The sequence below is a fragment of the Nocardioides marmoriginsengisoli genome, assembly GCF_003725695.1.
Classification (GTDB): domain Bacteria; phylum Actinomycetota; class Actinomycetes; order Propionibacteriales; family Nocardioidaceae; genus Marmoricola; species Marmoricola marmoriginsengisoli.
In genome coordinates, this window is record NZ_RJSE01000006.1 from 122,242 (window position 1) to 143,222 (window position 20,981).

General features: G+C 71.6%; 18 protein-coding genes. 6 read left to right on the plus strand and 12 right to left on the minus strand.

Annotated elements, in window-relative coordinates; genetic code table 11:
* Position 1 precedes the first annotated feature (1 nt).
* Positions 2 to 2,491 carry a leucine--tRNA ligase gene (gene leuS, locus EFK50_RS08410; RefSeq protein ID WP_123227130.1) on the minus strand — a complete coding sequence of 830 codons (2,490 nt, stop codon included), beginning with the start codon at positions 2,489 to 2,491 and terminating at the stop codon, positions 2 to 4.
* Between the two features lie 183 nt (positions 2,492 to 2,674).
* Here leuS and EFK50_RS08415 point away from each other — a divergent pair, with 183 nt between their 5' ends.
* The 4 genes from EFK50_RS08415 (at position 2,675) to EFK50_RS08430 (ending at position 6,844) form a co-directional block, all read left to right on the plus strand.
* Positions 2,675 to 3,847, plus strand: coding sequence for an N-acetyltransferase DgcN family protein (locus EFK50_RS08415; protein ID WP_123227131.1), 1,173 nt, complete (start codon positions 2,675 to 2,677; stop codon positions 3,845 to 3,847).
* A complete protein-coding gene (locus tag EFK50_RS08420; RefSeq protein WP_123227132.1) occupies positions 3,844 to 4,905 on the plus strand; it encodes an alanine/ornithine racemase family PLP-dependent enzyme in 1,062 nt (353 codons plus the stop codon). The genes EFK50_RS08415 and EFK50_RS08420 overlap by 4 nt, the downstream gene beginning before the upstream one ends.
* Before the next feature lie 46 nt (positions 4,906 to 4,951).
* Positions 4,952 to 5,926 (plus strand): UDP-glucose 4-epimerase GalE, encoded by a 975-nt coding sequence (gene galE / locus EFK50_RS08425; protein ID WP_123227133.1) that lies wholly within the window; start codon positions 4,952 to 4,954, stop codon positions 5,924 to 5,926.
* Between the two features lie 144 nt (positions 5,927 to 6,070).
* On the plus strand, positions 6,071 to 6,844 hold the full coding sequence (locus EFK50_RS08430) for an SDR family NAD(P)-dependent oxidoreductase (protein WP_123227187.1): 774 nt from the start codon (positions 6,071 to 6,073) through the stop codon (positions 6,842 to 6,844).
* A gap of 143 nt (positions 6,845 to 6,987) precedes the next feature.
* On the opposite strand, the gene EFK50_RS08435 is transcribed toward EFK50_RS08430, so the two are convergent.
* Genes EFK50_RS08435 through EFK50_RS08455 form a run of 6 tightly spaced genes read right to left on the minus strand, consistent with a single transcriptional unit; the run spans position 6,988 to position 13,972 of the window.
* Positions 6,988 to 7,368, minus strand: a complete 381-nt coding sequence (locus tag EFK50_RS08435) for a DUF1304 domain-containing protein (protein WP_123227134.1) — start codon at positions 7,366 to 7,368, stop codon at positions 6,988 to 6,990.
* 9 nt (positions 7,369 to 7,377) lie between these two features.
* Positions 7,378 to 8,337: an AraC family transcriptional regulator gene (locus EFK50_RS08440; protein ID WP_183407733.1), complete on the minus strand. Its 960-nt coding sequence runs from the start codon at positions 8,335 to 8,337 to the stop codon at positions 7,378 to 7,380.
* A 4-nt stretch (positions 8,338 to 8,341) separates the two neighbouring features.
* The gene (locus EFK50_RS22150) at positions 8,342 to 10,183 is read right to left on the minus strand and encodes a hypothetical protein (protein WP_183407734.1); all 1,842 of its coding nucleotides are present in this window, start codon (positions 10,181 to 10,183) and stop codon (positions 8,342 to 8,344) included.
* A 1-nt stretch (position 10,184) separates the two neighbouring features.
* Complete coding sequence (locus tag EFK50_RS08445; RefSeq protein ID WP_123227136.1) at positions 10,185 to 11,960, minus strand: polysaccharide pyruvyl transferase family protein; 1,776 nt, start codon at positions 11,958 to 11,960, stop codon at positions 10,185 to 10,187.
* 13 nt (positions 11,961 to 11,973) lie between these two features.
* Complete coding sequence (locus tag EFK50_RS08450) at positions 11,974 to 13,044, minus strand: glycosyltransferase family 2 protein (protein ID WP_246004098.1); 1,071 nt, start codon at positions 13,042 to 13,044, stop codon at positions 11,974 to 11,976.
* Positions 13,045 to 13,048: 4 nt separating this feature from the next.
* On the minus strand, positions 13,049 to 13,972 hold the full coding sequence (locus tag EFK50_RS08455) for a glycosyltransferase family 2 protein (RefSeq protein ID WP_123227137.1): 924 nt from the start codon (positions 13,970 to 13,972) through the stop codon (positions 13,049 to 13,051).
* A 291-nt stretch (positions 13,973 to 14,263) separates the two neighbouring features.
* Here EFK50_RS08455 and EFK50_RS08460 point away from each other — a divergent pair, with 291 nt between their 5' ends.
* Together EFK50_RS08460 and EFK50_RS08465 are read left to right on the plus strand one after the other, a co-directional pair.
* On the plus strand, positions 14,264 to 15,721 hold the full coding sequence (locus tag EFK50_RS08460) for a flavin-containing monooxygenase (RefSeq protein WP_123227138.1): 1,458 nt from the start codon (positions 14,264 to 14,266) through the stop codon (positions 15,719 to 15,721).
* Between the two features lie 43 nt (positions 15,722 to 15,764).
* Positions 15,765 to 16,331 carry a sugar O-acetyltransferase gene (locus tag EFK50_RS08465; protein WP_123227139.1) on the plus strand — a complete coding sequence of 189 codons (567 nt, stop codon included), beginning with the start codon at positions 15,765 to 15,767 and terminating at the stop codon, positions 16,329 to 16,331.
* Here EFK50_RS08465 and EFK50_RS08470 read toward each other — a convergent pair.
* The 5 genes from EFK50_RS08470 to EFK50_RS08490 all read right to left on the minus strand — a co-directional run bounded on the left by EFK50_RS08470 (position 16,328) and on the right by EFK50_RS08490 (position 20,853).
* Positions 16,328 to 16,672 carry a DUF2834 domain-containing protein gene (locus tag EFK50_RS08470; RefSeq protein ID WP_123227140.1) on the minus strand — a complete coding sequence of 115 codons (345 nt, stop codon included), beginning with the start codon at positions 16,670 to 16,672 and terminating at the stop codon, positions 16,328 to 16,330. The two genes, EFK50_RS08465 and EFK50_RS08470, sit on opposite strands and share 4 nt — an antisense overlap.
* Complete coding sequence (locus EFK50_RS08475) at positions 16,669 to 17,544, minus strand: TIGR03619 family F420-dependent LLM class oxidoreductase (protein ID WP_123227141.1); 876 nt, start codon at positions 17,542 to 17,544, stop codon at positions 16,669 to 16,671. The genes EFK50_RS08470 and EFK50_RS08475 overlap by 4 nt, the downstream gene beginning before the upstream one ends.
* A 61-nt stretch (positions 17,545 to 17,605) precedes the next feature.
* The gene (locus EFK50_RS08480; RefSeq protein WP_123227142.1) at positions 17,606 to 18,196 is read right to left on the minus strand and encodes a TetR/AcrR family transcriptional regulator; all 591 of its coding nucleotides are present in this window, start codon (positions 18,194 to 18,196) and stop codon (positions 17,606 to 17,608) included.
* A gap of 6 nt (positions 18,197 to 18,202) precedes the next feature.
* Entirely contained in the window at positions 18,203 to 19,330 is a 1,128-nt protein-coding gene (locus EFK50_RS08485) for a hypothetical protein (protein ID WP_123227143.1), read from the minus strand.
* A complete protein-coding gene (locus tag EFK50_RS08490; protein ID WP_123227144.1) occupies positions 19,327 to 20,853 on the minus strand; it encodes an FAD-dependent monooxygenase family protein in 1,527 nt (508 codons plus the stop codon). Before EFK50_RS08490 ends, EFK50_RS08485 begins: the two co-directional genes overlap by 4 nt.
* Positions 20,854 to 20,981 lie beyond the last annotated feature (128 nt).

Here is a 20,981-nt window from a genome sequence, read left to right on the forward strand (position 1 = left end):
GTCAGACGACGATGTTGACGAGCTTCGGCGCCCGCACGATCACCTTGCGCACCTCGGCACCGTCCAGTGCCCGCCGTACCGACTCGTCGGCGAGCGCGGCCGCTTCCAGGTCCGCCTCCGAGATGTCCGGGGAGACCTCCAGGCGCGCCCGGACCTTGCCCTGGACCTGGACCACGGCGGTGACCGAGTCCTCGACCAGCAGGGCGGGGTCGACGTCCGGCCAGGTGGCCCGGGCCACGGTCGGCTGGTGGCCGAGCCGCTCCCACATCTCCTCGGCCGTGTACGGCGCCACCAGCGACAGCAGCATCGCCACCACCTCGGTGGCCCCGCGCACGGCAGGGTCGGCGGGACCGGCACCCGAGTCGATCGCCTTGCGGGTGGCGTTCACCAGCTCCATCACCCGGGCGACCATCACGTTGTAGCGGAAGGACTCGACCAGCTCGGCCGCGTCGTGCAGGGTCCGCGCGGTGTGCTTGCGCAGCGCGAGGTCGCCGCCGCCGGGAGCGAACGGCGTACCGGCCGGCGAGGTGACGTCGCCGCTGAGCCGCCAGGCGCGCTGCAGGAAGCGCAGCGATCCGCCCGGTGACATCTCCGCCCAGTCGATGTCGTCCTCGGGCGGACCCGCGAAGACCAGGGTCAGCCGGACGGCGTCGACGCCGAACTCGGCCAGCTGCTCCCCGAGGTTGACGCCGTTGCCCAGCGACTTGCTCATCTTCTTGCCGCGGTTGATCACGAAGCCCTGGTTGAGCTGCGCCGAGAACGGCTCGCGGAACTCCAGCAGACCCATGTCGGCGAGGACCTTGGTGAAGAAGCGGGCGTAGAGCAGGTGGAGCACCGCGTGCTCGACGCCGCCCACGTAGATGTCGGCGGGCATCCAGGCGTTGGCGACCGCCGGGTCGAAAGCCCGGGTGTCGTCGTTCGGCGAGCAGTAGCGCAGGAAGTACCAGGACGAGTCGACGAAGGTGTCCATCGTGTCGCTGTCCCGCTTCGCGGGGGCACCGCATTCGGGGCAGTCCACGTTGACCCAGTCGGTCGCCGCCGCGAGCGGCGAGGTGCCCTTCGGCTTGAGGTCGGCGCCCTTGAGCTCCGGCAGCTCCAGCGGCAGCTGGTCGTAGGGAACCGGGACCTCGCCGCAGGAGTCGCAGTGGATGATCGGGATCGGGACACCCCAGTAGCGCTGCCGGCTCAGCAGCCAGTCGCGCAGCCGGAAGTTGACCGTGCCCCGGCCGGTGCCGGCCTGCTCCAGGAACGCGATGGTGGCGTGCTTGGCCTCGGCGACCGCGAGCCCGTTGATGTCCAGCCCGACGTCGACGCCGGCCGCCGGCGAGTTGATCGCGGCACCTTCGCCGTTGTACGCCTCGCCCTCCCAGTCGGCGGGCGTCTGCGTGGTCCGGACGATCGGAAGCCCGAACTTCGTCGCGAACTCCCAGTCGCGCTGGTCGCCGCCGGGGACGCCCATCACGATGCCGGTGCCGTAGTCAGCCAGCACGTAGTCGGTGGCCCAGACCGGGATCTGCTCGCCGGTGACCGGGTTGGTCGCAGTGATGCCCAGGTCGACGCCGGTCTTCGGGCGGTCGGTCGCGAGCCGCTCGATGTCGGAGGCCGCCCGGATCTCCTCGCGGTACGCCTCCAGGGCCGGGCGCCGCTCCTCGGTGACCAGCTCGGCGGCCAGGGCGGCGTCCACCGCGACCACCATGAAGGTGGTGCCGAAGATGGTGTCGGGCCGGGTCGTGTAGACGGTCAGCGGCTCGTCGCGGCCCTCGACCTCGAAGTCGACGTGCGCGCCCTCGGAGCGGCCGATCCAGTTTCGCTGCGCGGTGACGACCCGGTCCGGCCAGGTCGGCGCGAGCACGTCGAGGTCGTCGAGCAGCTCCTGGGCGTACTCGGTGATCTTGAAGTACCACTGGTTGAGCTCGCGCTTGGTCACCTCGGCGCCGCAGCGCTCGCACTTGCCGTCGACGACCTGCTCGTTGGCCAGCACCGTCTGGTCGTTGGGGCACCAGTTGACCGGCGAGAACTTCTGGTACGCCAGCCCGCGCTCGCGGAACTTCAGGAACAGCCACTGGGTCCAGCGGTAGTACTCCGGGTCCGAGGTGTGCAGCCGGCGCGACCAGTCGAACGAGACGGCGTACTTCTTGAACGACGCGGCCTGGGTCTCGATGTTGGCGTAGGTGTACGTCGCGGGGTGCTCGTCGTTGCGGATCGCGGCGTTCTCCGCGGGCAGGCCGAACGAGTCCCAGCCCATCGGGTTCATCACCTCGTAGCCGCGCAGCCACCAGTACCGGGCGAGCACGTCGTGCAGCGCGGTCACCTCGGCGTGGCCCATGTGCAGGTCGCCGCTGGGGTACGGGAACATCGTCAGCGCGTAGCGCTTCTCCTTGGCGGAGTCGTCGTCCGCCCGGAACTGGTCGAGCGACTCCCACACCGGTTGCCACCGGGCCTCGGTGGCGTGGACGTCGTACCCGACCTGCTCTTCGCGCTCGCTCATCATGTCCTTAGGGCCGTGCAGTCTTCGTAGGGGGGCGAGTCAGGATACCGAGGAATCAGGGTGCACCCGTTACCCTGGGTAGGTCGGCAATCTCGCCGGCACTCAGGGCAGACCACTCGTTGACCGTTGGGCTCACCGCCCGGCCACGATCCCGTCGCCTCCTCTGAGACTTCTCAGAGGATCCGCATGCCCAGCCTTTCCAGCAACCCGTCCTTCGTCGAGCCCGCCCCCAGCAGCGACGCCACGTCTGCAGCCCCGTTCGACCTCCCGGCCGGCTGCACCGCGATCGTGTACTGCGAGGGCCAGTTCGGCGAGCAGGACGGCAAGACCGCCAACGGCCTGGTCCGGCACTCGGAGAAGTACGAGATCCTGAGCGTGCTCGACAGCCGCCAGGCAGGCGCCGACGCCGGCCGGTTCCTCGACGGGACTCCGAACGGCATCCCGGTGCTCGCCACCCTGACCGAGGCGATCGCGCACGCCGGCCGCGTCCCGGACTACCTGATCTGCGGCGTCGCCCCGGCCGACGGCCTCCTCTCCGACGCCCAGCGGGTCGTCCTGCTCGACGGCATCGCCCGCGGGATGCACGTGATCAACGGGCTGCACGAGTTCCTCAACGACGACGCCGAGTTCGTGGCCGCCGCGCTGATCGCCGGCGTCACCATCACCGATGTACGACGCCCCAAGGACACCCGCGACCTGCACCTGTTCACGGGCCGGATCTTCGACGTGACCTGCCCGAGGGTCGCCGTCCTCGGCACCGACGGCGCGATCGGCAAGCGCACCACCGCCACCTTGCTGGTCCAGGCCCTGAACGCGCGCGGCATCAAGGCGGTGATGGTCGGCACCGGCCAGACCACCCTGATCCAGGGCGGCCGGTACGGCGCGGCACTGGACGCCCTGGTCCCCCAGTTCATCTCGGGCGAGGTCGAGCACCAGGTCGTGCTGGCCTTCGAGAACGAGGACCCGGACGTGATCGTCGTCGAGGGCCAGGGCGCGCTCAGCCACCCGGCGTACCTCTCCTCGGGCCACATCCTCCGCGGCAGCCGGCCGTCCGGGGTGATCGTTCAGCACGCGCCGAAGCGCCAGGTCCTCGGCGACTTCCCGATGATGCCGATGCCGTCCGCGGCCAGCGAGATCAAGCTGATCGAGGCGTTCGCGGACACCCGGGTGATCGGCGTCACGATCAACCACGAGCTGATGACGCCGGCCGAGATCGGCGACGCCATCGCCGACCACCGGCTGCAGCTCGGCCTCCCGGTGACCGACCCGCTGACCCGGCCGGGCGACGAGCTGGTCGAGATGGTGCTGATCGCGTACCCCGAGCTCGCGGCGAAGCTCTCCCCCGTCGCCGCCGGGTGACCGCACCGCGGCTGGAGATCGATCTCGCCAAGGTCGAGCAGAACGCCCGGGTCCTGGTGGACCGGCTTGCCCCGGTGGGCATCGGCGTCACCGGGGTCACCAAGGCCGCCCTCGGCTCCCCCGGGATCGGGGCGGCGATGCTGCGCGGCGGCGTACAGGGACTGGGCGACGCCCGGGTCCCGAACCTCGAGCGCCTGGCTGGGCTGGACGGGTCACCGTCACGCACGTTGATCCGGTCTCCGATGCTCAGCCAGGCGGGACAGGTGGTCCGCACCGCCACCACCAGCCTGAACACCGAGGCTGTCGTCCTCACCGCGCTCGACCAGGCGGCCGCCCGGGACCGGCGGGTGCACGACGTGCTGCTGATGGTCGAGCTCGGCGACCTGCGCGAAGGGATCCCGCTCGACGACGTCTCGGCCGCGGTCCGGCACGTGCTGCGCTGCGACTCGCTCCGGCTCATCGGTCTCGGCACCAACCTCGCCTGCCAGAACGGGGTGGTCCCCGACGACCGGAACATGGCGGTGCTCTCCGGGCTGGTCGAGAACCTCGAGTCGCTCCACGGCCTGGTGCTGGGCACTGTCTCCGGCGGCAACTCCGCCAACCTGGAGTGGGCGCTGGGCACGGCGGACGTGGGCCGGGTCAACGACCTGCGGATCGGCGAGGCCATCCTGCTCGGGACCGAGCCGTCCCGGCGGACCCCGATCGCCGGGCTGCACACCGATGCCTTCGTGCTCCACGCCGAGGTGATCGAGGTGGCCGAGAAGCCGGCCCGCCCCTGGGGCGACCGAGCCCAGACCGCGTTCGGGGAGGCGGTGGCCCGCACCGGGACCGGCACCGTCCGGCAGGCGATCGTCGCCCTCGGTCGCCAGGACGTCGACCTCGACGGCCTGGTCGCGCCCGAGGGAATCGCCATCCTCGGCATGAGTAGCGACCACCTGGTGCTGGACCTCGGCGACCGCAGGACGGCGATCGGCGAGGAGCTCGCGTTCGGCCTCGGGTACGGCGCCCTGGTCCGGGCGATGACCTCGCCGTTCGTGACCCCTTGGCCGACCCCCTAGGCTGAGGAGCCTTGCCGTTCGGCGAAATCGTGACGAAGGAGCCCGCATGTCCTGGCTGGTCACCGGCGGAGCCGGCTACATCGGATCGCACGTGGTCCGTGCGCTCCGGGACGTCGACATCGACGCGGTCGTCGTCGACAACCTGGACACCGGCCACCGCCGCTTCGTCCGGGACGACGTGCCCTTCGTCGAGGGCGACATCCTGGACACCGACCTGCTGGTGCGCACGATGCTCGACCACGACGTGCACGGCGTGATCCACCTGGCCGGCTTCAAGGCCGCCGGAGTCTCCGTCGACGTCCCGCTGGTCGCGTACACCCAGAACGTCACCGGCACGATCAGCGTCCTGGAGGCGATGACCCGCGCGAACGTCGGGTCGATGGTGTTCTCCTCGAGTGCCGCCTGCTACGGCACCACCGACGTCGACCTGGTCACCGAGGCGCTGGCACCGGCACCGGAGTCGCCGTACGGCGAGACCAAGCTCATCGGCGAGTGGCTGATCCGCGACCAGGCCGTGGCGACGGGGCTCAAGCACACCTCGCTCCGGTACTTCAACGTGGTCGGCTCGGGCTCCGAGGACCTCTTCGACGACAGCCAGCACAACTTGTTCCCGCTGATCTTCAACGCGCTGCTCGACGGGAAGACCCCGAAGATCTACGGCAACGACTACCCGACGCAGGACGGCACCTGCGTCCGCGACTACGTGCACGTGGCCGACCTCGCCGCGGCGCACGCGGTGGCCGCGCGGCACCTGGAGAACGGCGAGCCGCTGGAGGCGGTCTACAACCTCGGCAGCGGGGCCGGCTCGTCGGTGCAGGAGATCATGGACACCGTCCGCGAGGTCAGCGGGATCGACTTCGAGCCGGAGGTCATCCCGCGCCGTCCCGGCGACCCGCCGCGGATCGTCGCCGACGGCAAGCTCGCCGCCCGGGACCTGGACTGGAAGATGCGCCACGACCTCCGCGACATGGTCGCGACTGCCTGGACGTCCCGCCAGTACGCGGCCGCGCACCCGGACTGACCCGGCTCGGCCACCAGAACGCAGTACTCGACCGACAAGACCGGCCTGCTCGACCGACACGACGGGCCTGTTCAACCGACAGGACGGGCCCGTTCGACGGACCACAACGGCCGACTCAACGGGGGGTCGGGCATGATCGGGACCATGACAACCACTGCTGCTATCAACGACCTGTTCCGGCTCGACGGCAAGGTGGCGATCGTCACCGGGGCCTCGTCCGGTCTCGGGGTCGCGTTCGCCCAGGCCTTCGCCGAGGCCGGCGCCGACGTCGTGCTCGGCGCGCGCCGGGTCGAGAAGCTCGCCGACACCGCGGCCCTCGTCGAGGCGGCCGGCCGGAAGGCACTCGCCGTCGCCACCGACGTGGCGGACCCGGATTCCTGCCAGGCCCTCGTCGACGCCGCGATGAGCACCTTCGGCCGGGTCGACGTGCTGATCAACAACGCCGGCATCGGGACCGCCGTACCGGCGACGCGGGAGACCCCCGAGCAGTTCCGCGACGTGATCGACGTCAACCTCAACGGCTGCTACTGGATGGCGCAGTCCTGCGGCCGGGCGATGGGCGCCGGTTCCTCGATCATCAACATCTCCTCGGTCCTCGGCATCACCACCGCCGGGCTCCCCCAGGCCGCGTACGCCGCCTCGAAGGCCGGGCTGATCGGCCTGACCCGCGACCTGGCCCAGCAGTGGACCGGCCGCAAGGGCATCCGCGTGAACGCGATCGCACCGGGGTTCTTCACCTCCGAGATGACCGACCAGTACCCGGAGGGATACCTGGAGTCGCAGATGCACCGCAACCCGATGGGGCGCAAGGGCGACCCGCGTGAGCTCGCCGCGACGGCGGTCTTCCTGGCCTCCGACGCGGCCGGCTACATCACCGGTCAGACGCTCCCCGTCGACGGCGGGATGACGATCGCCTGAGGCGGGCGCGCGGGGGCGTCTCGACAGGCTCGACGTCCGGGCGGCGCGGGTGGCGCGGGGGCTCGACGTCCGGGCGGCGCGGGTGGCGCGGGCGGCGCGGGTGGCGCGGGCGTCTCGACAGGCTCGACGTCCGGGCGACGGGTCTACCCGAGTGCCCAGACGCCCAGCGCGATCAGGCTGATCGCCGGGAAGAGTCCTTGGACGATCCCGCCGCGGGCCTTGCTCGGGTCCGAGCCGATCAGAACCAGGGCGGCGGTCACCATCGATCCGGTCGCGAAGACGATGATCGCGATCGCGGCGTCGCGGTTGGGGCCGGCCAGACCGAGTCCGGCCACGGTGCCGATCGCCAGGAACAGGTTGTAGAAGCCCTGGTTGTAGGCCCAAGGCTTCATGATCGCGGCATCCTCGGCACCGATGCCGAAGGCCTTGCGCCCGGCGGTCTCGAACGCGAGCGCCTCGAGCCAGAAGATGTAGACGTGCACCAACGCGGCGAGGGCCGCGAACACGTACGCGGTGGTCAGCATGCGGCGAGACTACGCCGATCCGCGCCCGGTGGGCGTGCGACCGTGCCAGCGCCGGTGCGCGTCGACGAAGCTCCCGGCGTGCGCGTATCCCAGTCTCCGCGCGATCTGGGCGACGGTCAGCGACCCGGTCGCCAGCAGCTGCGCGGCCAGCTCGGCGCGGACCTCGTCGAGCAGCCCCTGGTACGAGGTCCCGTCCACGGCCAGCCGGCGGCGCAGGGTCCGCTCCCCCACCGACAGGGCCGCGGCGACGCCGGCGAGGGACGGGTCGTACGACAGCCGCTGGGCGATCAGGATCCGGACCTGCCGCACCAACGGGCCGGTGTCCCGCTGCCGGCCGGCCAGCTCCGCGCAGAGCTCCTCGGCCAGCGCCATCCCGGCCGGGCTCGCCCGCGGCAGCTCCGCCTCCAGGAACGACGCCGGAAAGGTCACCGTCGCCGCCTCCCGGTCGTACCGGGTCGGCAGGTCGCCGAGGAAGAGCTCGCGCAGCACCGCCTCGATGGCGGCCAGGTCGCGCTCGACCAGGAACGCGCGGACGTCGCGCGGGAGGGTGTCGGAGTACGCGGCGATCACCACGTCGTCGCCGTCCACCCGGGCGTGCGGGATCGAGAACGTGAAGGTCAGGTCGAGGTAGCGGAGCGCGAAGTCCATCGCGTCCGCCAGGGTCCGGCTGGAGACCAGGGCGTACCCGGCGATCCCGAACGACGCCACCCGGTAGCGGCGCCCGAGCGCCACCGCGGACCGCGTCGCCGGCCGGTCGGACCGGATCAGGTTGCGCACCACCCGCAGCTCCTGCTCGGCCGTCACCTCGCGACCGGCTTCGGCCAGGTAGCGCACGCTGAGGCCGGTGCCCGCGAGCGCGGTCCGGGCGGGCATCCCGGTCGCCTCCGCGTGCTCGACCAGGACCGCGATCCCGGTGGCCCGGCGCGGGAAGTCCCAGTCCCGGATCTCCGGCTCGAGCAGCAGCGTCACCCGATCAGTCTGCCGTGACCAGGTCCAGGCAGCTCGCGATGCCCTGGTGCACGGACGCCTGGATCTCGTCGAGGCGGGACTCCTCGATGGTCCGGGAGACGAGTACGTCGGACCAGCGCACCGTGCCCAGGTCCGGGTCGACGACCGTCGGCGCCAGCACCGGCAGGCCGACCCCGAGGGCGTAGTCGCGGAAGACGAAGCCGAGATCGTCCTTCCCGGCGAAGGCGATCGTGGCATGCGGGATCCGGTAGCTGTCGCAGAGCGCCGCGACCCCGGGATCGCTGGTCACCACGCCGGCGTACGTCGCCAGCGTGCGGACGAAGCCCTCGACCTCCTGGGGCCGGGAGACCAGCGCGCTCAGCTCGTCCATCTCCTCGGCGAGCCGGATCGGGACCCCGGCGTGCGAGAGGTGCCGCACGAAGGCCAGCCGCGGGTTGCTGCCGGTGCGCCAGACCGGGAACAACCGGGAGGCCAGCACGGTCGGGTCGCCGAACGCGTCGACCGCCGGTCCGCCCAGGTCCCGGATCACGGCCGCGCTGAGCGGGCCGCGGACCGAGAGGTACGTCGCCCGCGGGTCCGGGGTCGCCTCGGCGGTCAGCGCTCCGGTCCCGACCACGATCGAGTGCTGCTGGACCGACCCCAGGATCGAGCCGATCATCACCAGGTGCGGCTCGGCAGCGAGCGCGGTCGGCCGCTGGTGGATCACCGGGCGGCCGGACTCCTGCCGCAGCACCAGCGGGCTCAACCAGTTGCCGGAGGCGCCGGGGAACGGCCGCGGCCACCACATCAGCGAGAGCGGCAGCCGCCCGTCGCCGGAGGTGGCGAGCTCGGCGAACGCCTCCGCGGCGCGCTGGGCATTGATCTCGGACTCCATCGGGACCCGGGTGACGCTCAGCCGGGCGCCGTACCGCTGGACCTCGTCGAGGGCGCCGCGCTGCCCGGCGAGCAGCATCTGGTTCACCAGCTGGGTCCGGTGCGCGGAGGGCAGGGCCGGCGGCAGCTCCTCGTCCTCGGTGAGGTCCGCGAGCTCGTCCAGCTCGTCGTCGACGTCGACCACCGCGCTCCCCCGCGGTCCGGCCGTCAGCCGGGCCTTGACGCGGGCGAACCGCATCGCGCTGGCCGAGAGGTTGCCGACCTGGCTGTACATCATCCGCAGCCCGATGAAGAGCACGATCGCGTCGGCCCCGGCGATCTGCCCGCGCAGTGCCCGGTACAGCACCACCCCGAGCGAGAGCGCCATCGCCAGGCTCGCCACCACCGCGCCGAGCTCGGCGTCCCGGATCCGCTTGCCGACCCGGTCGCCGATCGCGGTGCCGCCGCTCGCGTGTCCCTCGGTGAGGTAGCGGACCTGGTGGTCGAGCTGGCGCCGGTAGATCGCCGCGATCACCGACAGCACCGCACCGACGATCACCACGTTGGCCAGCCCGGACCCCAGGTCGACGACCGCGAAGAGGATGCAGAACGCGGCCAGCTGGATCAGCGCGACCAGCGCGGTCGAGAGCTCGAACGCGGCCGCCCAGCTCCAGGCCTCCTGGCTGGCGGCGCGCTTCTCGCCGGAGTTGTCGAAGCCGCGCCGGAAGACCCGGACCCGGCTCAGCCGGACGACGTGGTGCAGCGCCCGGGCCAGGGCGAAGGCGACGAAGAAGACCAGCGCGGACCGGATCACGCCCTCGGGGTCGACCTCGTAGCGGTGCGGCCCGTTGATGATCAGGTGCGAGAACATCCGGGTGACGACGAGCTCGGAGACCGGGAGCATCGCCAGCGTGAGGAGCAGCCCGGAGATCTCCCACCGGCTGCGTCCGTGGCTGAAGAGCTGCCCGAAGGCCCGGAGGAAGTCGCCGAACACCTCAGGACGTCCTGTCCAGGTAGCGGGCGATGCCCGCCGCGATCGCGGCCTCGACCTCGTCCAGCTTGGTCTCCGACACCCGTTCGGTGCGGATCAGGTCGTCCCAGTTGGTACGACGCAGGTTGAGGTCGACCGCGACCGGGTCCCAGGAGCCGGTCAGGCCCGCACCCGCCGCGTAGTCCCGGTACTTGATGCCGGTGCCGTGCACCGCGTCCTCGAAACCCTGGAAGCCGATCAGCGCGCACGGGATGCCGTAGCTGTGGCAGGCGATCATCACGTGCATCGCGCTGGTGATCACGGCGTCGTACCGGGCGAGCCGCGTGACGAACGTGCGCAGGTCGTCGGGGTGCGACATCAGCACGCTGAGCTCGTCGACGTCCTCGCCGAGGGTGACCGGGAGGCTGGCGTGGGTGAAGTGCCGGACCAGCGCGATCCGGCCGTTGGTGGCACCGCGCTCGACCGGCAGCACCCGGGAGATCAGGACGCCGGGGTCGCCCAGGCTCGCCACCGCGCGGCCGCTCTGCCGGCGGAGCAGGTCCGCGGTGAGCGGGCCGCGCACCGAGACGTAGTCGGCGTGCGCGTCGAGCTCGACGTCCGCCGAGGAGATCCCGGTGCCGACCACGATCGAGCTCGGCCGGATGAAGCGTCCGATCGACCCGACCGCGATCAGGCTCGGCGCCGAGCCGGGCGCCGTCGGGGACGCGTAGGTGATCGGGCGGCTGGAGGCCGACTGCAGGATCAGCGGGCTGAGCCAGTCGCCGAAGTTGCCCGGGAAGGGCCGCGCCCACCAGGCCAGCCGCAACGCCTCGTCCTCGGTCCCGTCCAGCGCGTAGTGCGCGAACGACTCCGCGGCCCGCTGCGCACCGGCCTCGTTCGCCGAGGGGATGCTGCCGGCGTTGAGCCGGGCGGCGATCTCCCGGACCTTCTCCAGCTCGCCGCGCTGCCCGGACGCGACCATGTGGTTGATCAGCGACTGCCGGTGCCGCGACGTACCGCCGACGTCGTGCGCTCCCTGGGTGAGCAGGTGCGTGATGCCGGTGCGGTCGGCGATCCGGCGGAGCCGCCCGGCGAGCGAGCCCGACCGACGCTCGACGGCCTTGGCCCAGCGCAACGCGCGCTTGCGGAACGACCCGGTACGGCGGGCGACCCCGGCGACCTGCTCGTGCTGGACGACCTTGGACTTGAACTCGGCGACGTTGCCGCTGGCGCCGAATGCGAAGAACGCGGTGACTCCCGCACCCGAGCGGCCGACCACGGCGCCGGACGGGATCACCTGGAAGGTCATCGCCGCGGCGTTCGCGCGCCAGGACTCCTCGAAGAAGTAGTCGTCGGTGGCCTTGATCTCCAGGGTCGACTCCAGGGCGACCGCGTCGGCGATGAACTTCCGGGCGGCCGGGGTGGTGTTGATCCCGAAGAAGCACGGCTCCCAGAACCGGGTCCGGTTGGCGTAGCCGATGCTCACCGGGGACCCGAAGCCGCGCTGGAAGCCGATCAGGTCTGCGGTGGAGTCGCCGATGTAGTCCGGCAGCCCGAGCAGCTGGCAGTCGACGTCGACCCAGAAGACCTTCTTGTCCGGGTGCTCGGCGCAGATCCGGCCGAGGAAGGCGATCTTCTTGCGGCAGATGTCGGCCCAGTCCTCGCCGGGAGCCTTGACGATCTCCTCCAGCTCGCCGCGGACGCCGATGTCGGCCAGGTTCTTGCGCAGCCGGTCGGCGTGGTCGCGGTAGTACTCGTCGGCGGTGTAGAACGAGCAGACCACGATGTCGTCGTAGTTCATGGGACTCCTTCGGTCAGCGGGAACGCAGCAGGAAGCCGGTTCCCCAGGAGAGATGCATCAGGGCCAGCGCGATCGGCACCCGCCAGCGCACCCGCCAGGGCAGTCGCCGCGCCTCGGCGAGCCCGAAGCCGAGGACGCCGGCCAGGTAGCCCGCGGGCGCCAGCAGGCCGAGCACCAGCCAGTCCCCCAGCAGCGGAGCGTGCAGCCCGGCGAGCAGCCCGAGGACCACGGCCAGAACGGCCACCGGGGGTGCCAGGTAGCGCACGCTCGCGGTGTCCTGGTGGCGCTCGATCACCCGGCGCCGCCAGCCCCCGGTCCGGAACTGCTGCCGGGCGAAGTCCCGCCAGCGTGCCCGCGGCCGGTAGGCGACGCCGAGAGACGGGTCGAACCAGACGGTGTGGCCGGCCAGCCGGAGCCGGTGGTTGAGCTCCCAGTCCTGGGCGCGCAGGAAGTACTCGTCGTACCCGCCGACCGCCGTGACCGCATCCCGCCGGAACGCGCCGAGGTAGACCGTGGGCTGCGGGCCGGCGGCGCCGCCGACGTGGAACGCCCCGCCGCCGATCCCGATCCGCGAGCTCATCGTCAGCGCGATCGCCCGGGAGACCGGGCCGTCGCCCTCGGGCAGCATCCGGCCGCCGACGTTGGCGGCCTCGGTGCGCTCCAGGAGCGTCACCACGTCGCGCAGGTAGTCGGCCGGCAGGAAGGCGTGCCCGTCGACCCGCACCAGGTAGTCGTGCCGGGCCGCCGCCAGGGCCGCGTTGAGCCCGTGCGGCGTGGTCCCGGCCGGGTTGCTGACCACCTTGACCCGCGGCTCGCGCTCGGCGAGCGCGGTGGCCACCCGCCAGGTGTCGTCCCGGGACGGCGCGACGGCCACGACCACCTGGACCTCGCCGGGGTAGTCCTGGGCCAGGATCCGGGAGACGCTGGCGACCAGCTCGCCGGCCTCGTCGCGAACCGCCATGAAGACCGAGACCGGGGGCAGGGACGCCGGCGTCAGGTCCGGGACCAGGGTCAGGACGGGAGCCGGCCGGGGAGCCCTCTGCTGGGGAGCGAGCACCAGCGGCGGCGTGATCATCGTGGTCATCGCGTCACACCACCGGGGGCCGGCCGTGCCGGGTCATCAGCCAGATCGTCGACCAGCGCAGCGGCTTGCGACCGCCGGGGTCGACCCGCCAGCCCTCGCGCCAGCCGGCGAACCAGGGCTTGAGGGTGGCGCGGGCCTCGGCGGTCCGCGCCGACCGGACGAGCTGGACCAGGGTCCAGGTGCCGACGTACAGGCCGGTGAAGGGCCAGCGCAGGTTGCGGCGGGCGGTCCAGACCCGGTGCCGGGCGTTGTAGCGGTAGTACGTCGCGTGCCGGGCCGGGTCGATCGGCGGGTGCAGCACGGCGAGGTCGCCGGTGTAGCGGACCCGGTAGCCCGCGTCCCAGATCCGCCAGGTGAACTCGATCCCCTCGTGGGCGTAGCGGTACAGCTCGGGCCAGCCGCCGACGGCGTCGAACGCGTCCCGGCGGATCACCGAACCGCCCTCCCAGAGCACGAACGCCGCCGAGGAGCGCCGCGGGTCGCCCTTGCGGACCCGCGGGATCCAGCGCCGCGGCGCGACCCCGTGGGTGGGGTCGACCCGCGGGTGGATCACGCCGAGCGCCGGGTCGGCGTCGAAGAGCGCGACCGCGCGGGCCAGGTAGTCGTCGGTGGCCGGCCTGGCGTCGTCGTCGAGGAAGAAGAGCACGTCGCCGGTGGTGGCCGGCACCCCGGCGTTGCGCCCGGCCGGGATGCCGAGGTTCTCCGGCAGCGCGATCGACCGGACCCCTTCCGGGAGGCCGCTCGGCTCGGTGCCGTTGCCCACCACGACTACGTCGAAGGCGACGTCTCGCTGCGCCAGCACGGCGTCGAGTCCGGCCGCGAGGTCCGCGGGACGGGTGCCCTGGGTCAGCACCACGACGCTGACGCGCGGCGTCGCGCCGGACGTCCGGCGGCTGTCCGCCGGCCTGGGGCTGAGCTGGGTGGGCATCGTGATCTGGTCCTTCGTCGGTCGAGGCGGATGGTGACTGCGCCGGCCCTGGGCGATGAACAGGTTCAGGCCAGCAGACCCGGACCTGCGTTCGGCAGCCGGCAGGTGAACGCGGGACAAAGTCCGGAGGACGATCGAGCCATAGGACTAAGTCTACTTGATTACTGCACTATTGCGAGAACCGGGGCGGTGAGTCGTGCACCACAGCACCGCTCCGGGCTGGCCGGAATTCCGAATTCATTGCGCTCTTCGGCCCTGTCCGGATGTCCGCGGGTTGCCTAGGGTCGTCCCATGACCTCTCCCCGGATCGTGATCATCGGCGCCGGCTTCGGCGGACTCGGCGCAGCGATCGAGCTGCTCCAGCACGGGTTCACCGACGTGACCGTCCTGGAGAAGGCGGCCGACCTCGGCGGCGTCTGGCGGGACAACACCTACCCGAACGCCGCCTGCGACGTCCCGTCCTCGCTGTACTCCTGGTCGTTCGCGCCGAACCCCGGCTGGGCCCGCCGCTACTCCGGGCAGGCCGACATCCTGGCCTACATCGACCAGGTCGCCGGCCGATTCGGGCTGCGCGAGCGGATCCGCACCGGGGTCGAGGTGACCGCGGCGACGTACGACGAGGCGCGCGCGACCTGGCAGCTGGACCTCGGCACCGGCGAGACCCTGGAGGCGGACTTCCTGATCTCCGCGGTCGGCCAGCTCTCCCGGCCGGTGGTGCCGCGGATCCCCGGCGCCGAGACCTTCGCGGGACCCGCCTTCCACTCCGCCGAGTGGGACCACTCCGTCGACCTCGCCGGCAAGCGCGTGGTCGTGCTCGGCACCGGCGCCAGCGCGATCCAGTTCGTGCCCGGGATCCAGCCGGTCGCCGGCCGGGTCACCGTCTTCCAGCGCTCGGCGCCGTACGTCGTCCCGAAGCCGGACCGCGGCTACACCCGGGCCCACCACCGCGCCTTCGCCCGGCTCCCCCGCACCCAGGCGTGGGGTCGCACCCTGACCTGGTTCGCCTCCGAGCAGCTGAACAAGTCGCTGACCGGGACCAACCCGATGAAGTCCGTGCTGGAGAAGGCGTGGCGGCTGCACCTGCGCCGCCAGGTCCGCGACCCCGAGCTGCGCGCGAAGCTGCGCCCGGACTACCCGATCGGCTGCAAGCGGCTGCTGTTCTCCAACGACTGGTACCCGGCGCTGGCTGCCGACAACGTCGAGGTCGTCACCAGCGACGCCGTCGAGATCCTGCCGGACGGGGTCCGGGACGCGGACGGGACCGTCCACGAGGCCGACGTGATCATCTACGGGACCGGGTTCGCCGCCACCGAGTTCCTGGCGCCGATGACGATCACCGGCGTCGGCGGGCTCGACCTCGCCAAGGCCTGGGCGGACGGCGCTCGCGCGTACTTCGGGATCTCCGTGCCGGGGTTCCCCAACCTCGGCATCGTCTACGGCCCGAACACCAACCTCGGCGGCAGCTCGATCATCAACATGATGGAGTCCCAGGCCGGCTTCGTCCGCCAGCTCGTGCAGGCCGTGCACGTCAGCGGCGGCAGCATCGACGTGCGCCCGGAGACCGAGGAGCGCTTCGACGCCGAGATCCAGGAGCGTCTGGCGGCGAGCGTCTGGGGCGGCTGCACCAGCTGGTACCGCGACGAGGCCGGTCGGGTGACCACCAACTGGCCGGGCACGGTCACCGAGTACAAGACCCGGACCGCGCAGGTCGACCTCGACGACTTCGTGGTCACCCGCCCCGCAGGCTGAGCCGCCCGGGGGCCGCCTTGGCCGTGCCCCTACGGTGGACGCCATGACCACCGAGGACCGCACCGCCCGTCAGAAGATGCTCGCCGGCGAGCCGTACTTCGCCGACGACCCCGAGCTGATCGCCGCCTCGCTCCGGGCCCGGCGCTTGACGGCCGAGTACGACGCCGTGGCCCCCGGCGACAGGGAACGGGCGCGCGAGGTCCTCGTCGAGCTCCTCGGCTCGGTCGGCGACGAGGTCTCGATCCGCCCGCCGCTGTACGTCGACTACGGCAGCCAGGTCACGGTCGGCGACCGGGTCTTCGCGAACTACGGGCTCACCGCCCTGGACTGCGCCCGGATCACCATCGGCGACGACACCCAGATCGGCCCGCACGTGCAGCTGCTGACCCCGACGCACCCGCTCGACGCCGATCAGCGCCGGACCAAGGTCGAGGCGGCGGGTCCGATCACGATCGGCGCCAACGTCTGGCTCGGCGGCGGTGTGATCGTGCTGGCCGGCGTGACGATCGGCGACAACGCGGTGGTCGGGGCGGGCTCGGTCGTCACCGGCGACATCCCGGCGAACACGGTCGCGGTCGGCAACCCGGCCCGGGTGATCCGGAAGCTCTAGGTCCCGGCGCGTGCGATCGCGACCGTGCGGGTGCGGGCGATCAGGTACAGCGGGAAGGCCACGCTCACCGCGACCAGGAAGACCAGGGCGACGTACGCCCACAGCCAGCGCACCCCGAGCTGACGACCGTCGGCGATCATGAAGATCACCGCGGCGAACGCGACGGCCAGCAGGTCGATGCTGACGAAGGTGGCCGCGTTGCCGTCGACAGTGGCGTCCAGGAACTCCTTCAGGGTGCCGCTGCCGCCGAGGTAGTCGGCGAGCACCCACTGGGTGCCGACGAGGGCGGCCAGCGCGATCAGGGCGTAGACCCAGCAGCGGATCTTCTCGGAACGGGTCATGCCGATCCTCCTTCCAGCGGTCGCAGGACATCCTCGGCGAACCGGTGGATGCCGTCCAGCTTCTGGTCCAGGGTGCACTCCAAGCCGTGGTAGTAGGCCCACGGCATCGTCCAGACGTCGGTCACCCCGGCGTCCTCGGCGGCCGCGAACTGCTCGGGGAGGAACGCGTCGGTGAGCGCGGTGATCATCCGGAAGTCGCCCTCGGCACCGATCTCGTCGCGGATCTCGGCAAGCCGGCGAGCATGCCTGCCGGCCTCCTCGGTCGTGTACAGGTCGCCGATCCAGCCGTCGTGCCGGGCGGCCCGCCGCATGCCGACCTCGGAGAGGCCGCCGACGTAGATCGGGATCCGTGCGGTCGGCGTCGGCTCCATCACCAGCCGCGGCGTCGGGTAGAACGCACCGTCGTGCTCGTTCCACCCCGGCGACCACAGCTCGGCGAGCAGGTCGAGCGCCTCGTCGGTGCGCTTGCCGCGGGTGCCGAAGTCCTGGCCCATCAGCTCGAACTCCTCACGGCACCAGCCGACCCCGACGCCGAGCGCGACCCGGTTGCCGGAGAGGACGGCGGCGGTGCCGACCGACTTCGCGACCTGGTACGGCGACCGCAGCGCGGCGACGTAGACCGAGGTGTAGAAGTGCACGTTCGTGGTGACCGCGGCCATCGCCCCGGCGAGCACCCACGGGTCCGGCCAGTCCGCACTGTGCTCCCACCGGCGCTTGCCGTCCGGCGTGTACGGGTACGGCGTCGCCAGGGTCTCGAGGTCGACGACGTGGTCCGGGATCGAGATCGCGTCGTACCCGCACTCGTCGGCGGCACGGGCGATCGCGAGGAGCTCGTCGACGGGCTGGAAGGCGACCGTGATGGAGAAGCGCATGCCCTGAGACTAGAACGTGTTCTCGTTTTCGGGTAGCACTTCGGCGTGCTGGTTCGGCCGGCTACAGCGCGGGCCCCAGCCAGCGGCGTACCAGCGCGCGCAGCTCGTCCTCGGAACGCGGCGGGTCCGCGGGGTACTGCAGGAACGAGACGAAGAGCCGCATCAGGATCTCGGCGAGGCCCTCGAGCTCGTCGTCGGCGACGCCGATCTCGGACCAGTCGACCGGGACGCCGCGCAGGATCGTCGCTCCGAGCTCCACCGCCATCGACGAGGTCACACCCCGGCTGAACACGTCGGTCTCGCCGGCCTGGAAGAGGGCGCCGATGTGCCGCTCCTGCGGGATCGACCGGACGGCGAAGACGATCGACTCGATCGCCACCTCGGTCGGCGTGGAGAAGCCGGCGAGGTGCCGCTCCATCCGGCCGACGAAGTCCGCGAGCCCGGCCTGGGCGACCGCGCTGAGCAGCTCCCCCAGGTTGGCGTAGTACCGGTAGACCGTCTGCCGGGTCACGCCGAGCTCGGTCGCCACGTCGGAGAGCGTCGTCTTCGCCGGACCGAACTGCTCGACGCACGACTCAGCAGCCGCGATGATCCGCCGGCGCGCCTCGTCCTCGGTCCGCGGCGGGTTGCCGTTCCACCCGTGATGACCCATCGCCGCTCAGCGTACCGAGACCGTCTCGGCCGTCGGCGCCCGGCGTCGGCCGGCGTGCAGGACGACCAGGATCACCGCGGCCCCGAGGAAGCAGGCGAGCGTGTACCAGCCGCTGCCGATCGGGGTACCGTCGCTGGTGATGCCGTTCTCGGCGTCGAGGAACGCCGGCAGCGCGCCGATCCAGGCGATCACCATCGCGGCCAGGTAGACGAGCGGGTAGATCCGGGCGAACGGCGTCATCGGTTCGGGATCGTCCCCCTGGCGCCGGCGGTGGCCCAGCAGGATCCAGAGGCCGGCCACCCAGACCAGGCCGAGCTCGATGCCGAGCACCCAGGCCTGGGCGGTCAGGTTCGGGGTGTCGCCGCCGAAGATCGCCGACGGGACCCCGAAGACGACCATGGTCAGCGGCGTCAGCACCCCGGCCACGAGGATCCGCCAGGTCAGCGACCAGCCCCGTCGCGGCCCGCCGTCGGCGCCGCGCGAGCCGGCGATCCGGACCACCAGGAACGCCATCGCACCCATCGACGCCGAGGCGAAGAGCAGCATGCTGTTCATCGGGACGGACGCCAGCGCCGGGTGGTTGACCTTGAGGTTGCCGTCGTACCAGGCCCACCACTTCAGCTGCGGCCCGACCATGTCGAAGATCTCGTAGAACACCTGGCACACGAATGCCACCGCCACCGCGCCGGCCAGCGCGCCGCGGTGCTTGAAGATCCCGGTCACCCGGACGACCTCGTAGGCGAGAGCGCTGATCGCCGGGTAGAACGCGATGATGTAGAGCGGCAGCCGGTCCCACATGAACTGCACGCTGAAGACGTTGTGGGCGAAGATGAACCCGTACTGCTTGTCGAGCCCGAACCACTCCGGGAAGTACAGCGGCGGCTCGGTGACGAAGAGGTAGACCAGCGAGGCGAACCAGAGCGCGAGGTTGATCGGGTCGCCGGCGCGGAACCGCCGTACGGCGTGGACGAGCGCGAAGATCGCGCCGCCGATGACGGCCAGCTCGAGGATCGGCATCGTCCAGCTGGCGAGGTCGAACGGGTTGTGGAACGACACCACCGGACTCACGTCGTGGCAGTCGAAGCCCAGGTTGCGGGTGACCTCCTCGGCCGCCTTCTCGCAGGTCGCGCTCATCGTCCGCTCCCCTTCCCGGAGCCCGCGAGCTCCTTCTCGTACGCCGCACCGCCGGGCGTCCAGTCGGTGCCCGGCGGATCCTGCCGGGCGTCGAAGCCGAACGGCACCCGGTACCGGCCGAACAGCGAGCTCACCCGGTAGCGCAGCAGGCCCCAGAGCACGCGCGGGCTCCTCATCATCTCGGCCAGGGACTCGTCGAGGTTGAAGACCCGCGCGAAGTGGTCGTCCACGACCGCGTCCTCCCGGGCCGCCCCGGTGATCAGGTTGAACATCGGCCAGGTCATCGACGCCAGGATCCGCCGCTGCCACTCCGGCAGCGTCTCGGTGCCGGTGGCGCACTCGTAGCCCTTGTCCCGGGCCATCGCCATCCCCCACGGCACCTTGAGCCCTCGGCGCTGCTCGGCGAGGAACCGCTTGAAGAAGCGCTGGTCCAGGTCCTGCCCCGACGCCGCCGCGGCACCCAGCTTGTCGCGCAGCAGCAGCGCCGACGCCGCGGCCGAGCTGATCCCCTGGGCGTAGAACGGATTGAAGGCGCAGATCGAGTCGCCGACGAAGACGAGGCCGAGCGGCGGCGTCGCCAGCCGGTCGTAGCGTCGCCACTTGTTGCCGGTGGATCGGGTCAGGTGCACCTCGGAGGTCGGCTCGCACGCCGCCATCGCCGCCGCGAACTTCGGCGTCCGGACGCGTTCGGCCGAGGCCACGAAGTCGCTCGTCGTGCGCGGCATGTCGATCCCCCACGAGCCCATGCAGGCGATCGCGCGGTTGCCCTCGATCGGGAAGAAGTTGACCAGGAAGTCGTGCTCGTCCGGGTGCGGCCCCTTGTCCTGCGTCGGCATGATCACCATGTGCTGCCACCACCACGCCTTCGGGCGGTCCTGCGGTGACGGCAGGTCGTACCAGCGCGACGTGTAGGTCACCTTGGCGTCGAGGGTCTGCACCGGCGGCGCCGACCAGCCGGCGGCGGCCAGCCAGTCCGAGACGGACGAGCCGCGGCCCAGCGCGTCGACGACCAGGTCGGCGTCGATCCGCTCCTCGCCGGCCGCGCCCGTGAAGGTCACCCCGGTGACCCGGCCCTGCGCCGTGCCGCCGGCCGTCGTGGCGATCCCGGTCACCGAGACGCCCTCGCGGGTGCTCACGTTGTCCAGCTCCCGGACCTTGTCGCGCAGCACCCGCTCGATCAGGATCCGGGAGCTGTAGACCATCGTCATGGTCCCCTGCTTGCGCGGCGCCCAGCCCGGGTCCTCCAGGTAGGCGGTGTCCATCGACGCGATCAGGTGCAGTCCGCCGGCCGCGATCAGGTCCTGCTCGAAGCCCGGGAAGAGGTCGCTGATCGCGCGCCGTCCCGAGTTCAGCAGGAAGTGCGGGTGCTTGCTCTGCGGCACCCCGCGCCGGTGCTCGGCGTCGGCGGGCAGCTCGTCGCGCTCCAGCACCACCACCCGGTCGAAGTGCGGTGCGAGCGCGCCGGCGGCGCACAGGCCCGCCATGCTCCCGCCGAGGACGACTGCCGTGCTGCCCAGACTCATCGGGAACCCCTCGCTCATTCATACACTGATTGGATGAATGTATGAATGAGGATCTCGCCTGTCAAGGCCCCTCGCCGGCCACCAGCCAGGACAAGTTAGGGTTACCTAACTGTTCGTTCCGATCCGAG

Bases quoted from the DNA above. Each gene is read 5' to 3' on its own strand.
- leuS (WP_123227130.1), bottom strand. From the start codon at position 2,491: ATGATGAGCGAGCGCGAAGAGCAGGTCGGGTACGACGTCCACGCCACC.
- EFK50_RS08480 (WP_123227142.1), bottom strand. From the start codon at position 18,196: ATGGGTCATCACGGGTGGAACGGCAACCCGCCGCGGACCGAGGACGAG.
- EFK50_RS08490 (WP_123227144.1), bottom strand. From the start codon at position 20,853: ATGAGTCTGGGCAGCACGGCAGTCGTCCTCGGCGGGAGCATGGCGGGC.
- EFK50_RS08445 (WP_123227136.1), bottom strand. From the start codon at position 11,960: ATGAACTACGACGACATCGTGGTCTGCTCGTTCTACACCGCCGACGAG.
- EFK50_RS08430 (WP_123227187.1), top strand. From the start codon at position 6,071: ATGACAACCACTGCTGCTATCAACGACCTGTTCCGGCTCGACGGCAAG.
- EFK50_RS08465 (WP_123227139.1), top strand. From the start codon at position 15,765: ATGACCACCGAGGACCGCACCGCCCGTCAGAAGATGCTCGCCGGCGAG.
- EFK50_RS08460 (WP_123227138.1), top strand. From the start codon at position 14,264: ATGACCTCTCCCCGGATCGTGATCATCGGCGCCGGCTTCGGCGGACTC.
- EFK50_RS08415 (WP_123227131.1), top strand. From the start codon at position 2,675: ATGCCCAGCCTTTCCAGCAACCCGTCCTTCGTCGAGCCCGCCCCCAGC.
- EFK50_RS08470 (WP_123227140.1), bottom strand. From the start codon at position 16,672: ATGACCCGTTCCGAGAAGATCCGCTGCTGGGTCTACGCCCTGATCGCG.
- EFK50_RS08485 (WP_123227143.1), bottom strand. From the start codon at position 19,330: ATGAGCGCGACCTGCGAGAAGGCGGCCGAGGAGGTCACCCGCAACCTG.
- galE (WP_123227133.1), top strand. From the start codon at position 4,952: ATGTCCTGGCTGGTCACCGGCGGAGCCGGCTACATCGGATCGCACGTG.
- EFK50_RS08475 (WP_123227141.1), bottom strand. From the start codon at position 17,544: ATGCGCTTCTCCATCACGGTCGCCTTCCAGCCCGTCGACGAGCTCCTC.
- EFK50_RS08435 (WP_123227134.1), bottom strand. From the start codon at position 7,368: ATGCTGACCACCGCGTACGTGTTCGCGGCCCTCGCCGCGTTGGTGCAC.
- EFK50_RS08450 (WP_246004098.1), bottom strand. From the start codon at position 13,044: ATGACCACGATGATCACGCCGCCGCTGGTGCTCGCTCCCCAGCAGAGG.
- EFK50_RS08455 (WP_123227137.1), bottom strand. From the start codon at position 13,972: ATGCCCACCCAGCTCAGCCCCAGGCCGGCGGACAGCCGCCGGACGTCC.